General features: G+C 74.6%; 2 protein-coding genes. One reads left to right on the forward strand and one right to left on the reverse strand.

Going from position 1 to position 2,761, the window contains the following annotated elements:
• Positions 1-1,028, reverse strand: a 1,028-nt coding sequence (locus tag QR77_RS13205) for a serine/threonine-protein kinase (protein WP_150130565.1), incomplete at its 3' end; no start/stop codon positions are given.
• Between the two features lie 563 nt (positions 1,029-1,591).
• Here QR77_RS13205 and QR77_RS13210 point away from each other — a divergent pair.
• Positions 1,592-2,761, forward strand: a 1,170-nt coding sequence (locus tag QR77_RS13210) for an FHA domain-containing protein (protein WP_040021873.1), incomplete at its 3' end; no start/stop codon positions are given.

A 2,761-nucleotide genomic window follows, 5' to 3' on the forward strand; every position in this document is an offset into this window, starting at 1 on the left:
ATCGCTGCGGCCGCACCCGCGGCAGCACCTGCCGCGGCTGCCGCCGCCGCTCCCGCGTTGCTCGGCAGGACCTGGGTCGGAGCCGAGGCGCCGGGCATCTGCGGCACGGTCGCGGGCGAGGGGTCCGGCGCGAGCAGCGAGCCGACGCCCATGGCCGCGTCGATCTGTGCGGACGTGGAGTGCACGCCCACGCCGGAGGCGACCGTACGCAGGGCCCGTGCGAGGTTCTCGGCGCTGGGCCGCTGGTCGGGGTCCTTGCGCAGGCAGCGCTCGATGACCGTCCAGAGCGGCTCGGGCACGGTGCTGGGACGGCGCGGCTCCTCGCTGAGGTGGCTCTGGAGCACCTCCAGCGCGGTCGCTCCGCCGAACGGCGGGCGTCCCGTGACCAGCTCGTACATCAGGATTCCGGCGCCGTAGATGTCGACGGCGGAGGTCTGCGGGCGCCCCTGGGCTGATTCCGGCGCGACATACGCCGGTGTGCCGACGAACTCGTGCGTACGGGTCAGTCCCGGGGAGTCGGCGAGGCGCGCGATGCCGAAGTCGGTGAGCATCGGGTACAGCGTCTCGCCGTCGTCCTTGAGCAGGACGTTGGCCGGCTTGAGGTCGCGGTGCACCACCCCGTCGGCGTGGCTGGCGGCGAGCGCGTCGGCGATCTGGGCCGTGAGCAGCGCGGCGGAGACCGGGCCGAAGGGGCCGTTCTCGCGCAGGTAGCGGTGCAGGTCGGGGCCGTCGACCAGGTCCATGACGAGGGCGAGGAGATCGCCCTCGACGACCAGGTCGCGGGTCCGCACGATGTTCGGGTGGGTCAGCCGGAGCAGGACGGAGCGCTCCCGCAGGAAGCGCATCACCACGTCGGCGTCGTTCGCCAGCTCTTCCTTGAGGACCTTGATCGCGACGGCCTCGCCGGGCTGGCCGGCCACGGCTGCCTCCGCGCCGGCGGTCTCCCGCTGGCGGGCCCGCCACACGGTTCCCGTGGCGCCGCGCCCGATCGGCTCTTCTAGCAGGTATTTGCTGCCTACCGGCCGCACGTCATCCGCTCCCTGCTGATCGTGGTCTCCTGCGTGTGCCCCTGGTCCTCCCAGGGATTCCCCCGCCACAACTCTAGGGGGTCGCCGGTCCGACCGACCGGGTCACCGGCCTGTCATCTTCCGGCCTTCCGCCGGTCGCGTCCGAAAGAAAGACGCGCGCGTCGTACGGATGGTTGCGGATCGTGCGCCGTCCGGGGCCGGTCGCGGGACCGTACGGACGCGATCGAAGCGGCCGGTCAGCGCCCGGTCCGGGGCCGATCCGTGTGCGCCCCCCGACTGATATGTGTGCGCCCCCCACGTCACGGATGATCTCAAGCCGTGTCCAACCAGCGCCCAAGCAGGCACTTTTACACCCACAGCCGACCAATCAAGATCACTTGATGCCGGTCCCCGGGCGTGTTGTCAGTGGCAGGTGCGAGGATGCCCCCAGCACGTGAGGTGTGGAGTCGGGGGTCGCACCGACCGTGCCGACCTGTACCGGACGACGCGTCCGTGCGTGGTGGGGGGAATCACAGGGCAGTTCCCCTGCCGGGCACCCCGCGCAGAAGGGACCGCTGACGGCGATGCAGATCCGGCTGACCGTCCTCGCGCCGCGCAGCGGCCACGCCTCGGGGCGCGCCTGTGACGTGCTCGTCACCGCCCCCGCAGGCACGGCGCTCGCCGCCGTCGCCTCCGGCCTCGCCACGGCCGCCTCGGGCCCCGACGCGTCCGGCGCCGTCGTCCTCTACGCGGGTGGCGAGCGGCTGGGCGCGCCGCGCTGCGCCCTGGGTGAGCCGCCGCTGATCGACGGCGCCGTGCTCTCGCTCCAGGTCCCGGGACCCGTCGACGCGCCCCCGGAGGACGTCCCCGCCCGGCTGCATGTGGTGGCGGGACCGGACGCGGGCGGGGTACATCTGCTGCACGGCGGCCAGATCAGGGTGGGCCGCTCGGCCGAGGCCGATGTCCCGCTGGACGATCCGGATGTCTCCCGGCTGCACTGCGCGGTGACGGTTTCCGAGAATGGCCGAATCTCGGTGGCCGATCTCGGCTCGACGAACGGCACGACGCTGGAAGGCGTGGAGGTCGGGCCCCTGCCGGTGCCGCTGGCCCCGGGCGCGCTGCTGCGGCTCGGCGAGTCCACGCTGCGGGTCATGGCAGGTGAGCGGACGGCGGCCCTGCCGACCGCGCCGGACGGCGAGGGCCACCTGCGGATCACCCGTGCGGGCGTTTCGGACGCGGGTGCCCCGGCGGACGCCGGCAGGACCGACGCAGGGCGGGCGACAACCGGCCAGGCGCCCGGTACGAGCGGGTACGGCGCGGCCCCCGCCGCGCGTCACTACGACGAACGTGATGAACGTGACGGACGCGGCGAACGCGACGGGCGTCATCAGTACGACCCGTACGGCACCGGCCGCCCACCCGTGCCCGGCACCCCCCGCCCGAGAACCGCCCCCGACGCGCAGGACCCGTCGGCCCGGACGCACGGCCGCGGCACCCCCGCCGCGTACGGCGCTGACCAGGCGTACGGCGGCCGCGCCGGCACCCCGCTCGTCCCCGAACCCCGTGGCGCGGCCGAGTCCCCGTACGACACCACGGCGCACAGCAGGGCGGCCGCGCCCGACCCGGTGGACGGCGCGCAGCCGCACGACGGCGGCGCCGGTTCCCGCAGGCAGGGCACACCGATGCGCGGGACACCGCGCCCGGACGCCTCGGCCGCCCGGCGTGGCGGGATAGGCGCGTGGGCGCGGCGGCTC

It is taken from the genome of Streptomyces sp. 150FB (assembly GCF_000818195.1).
Taxonomy (GTDB): domain Bacteria; phylum Actinomycetota; class Actinomycetes; order Streptomycetales; family Streptomycetaceae; genus Streptomyces.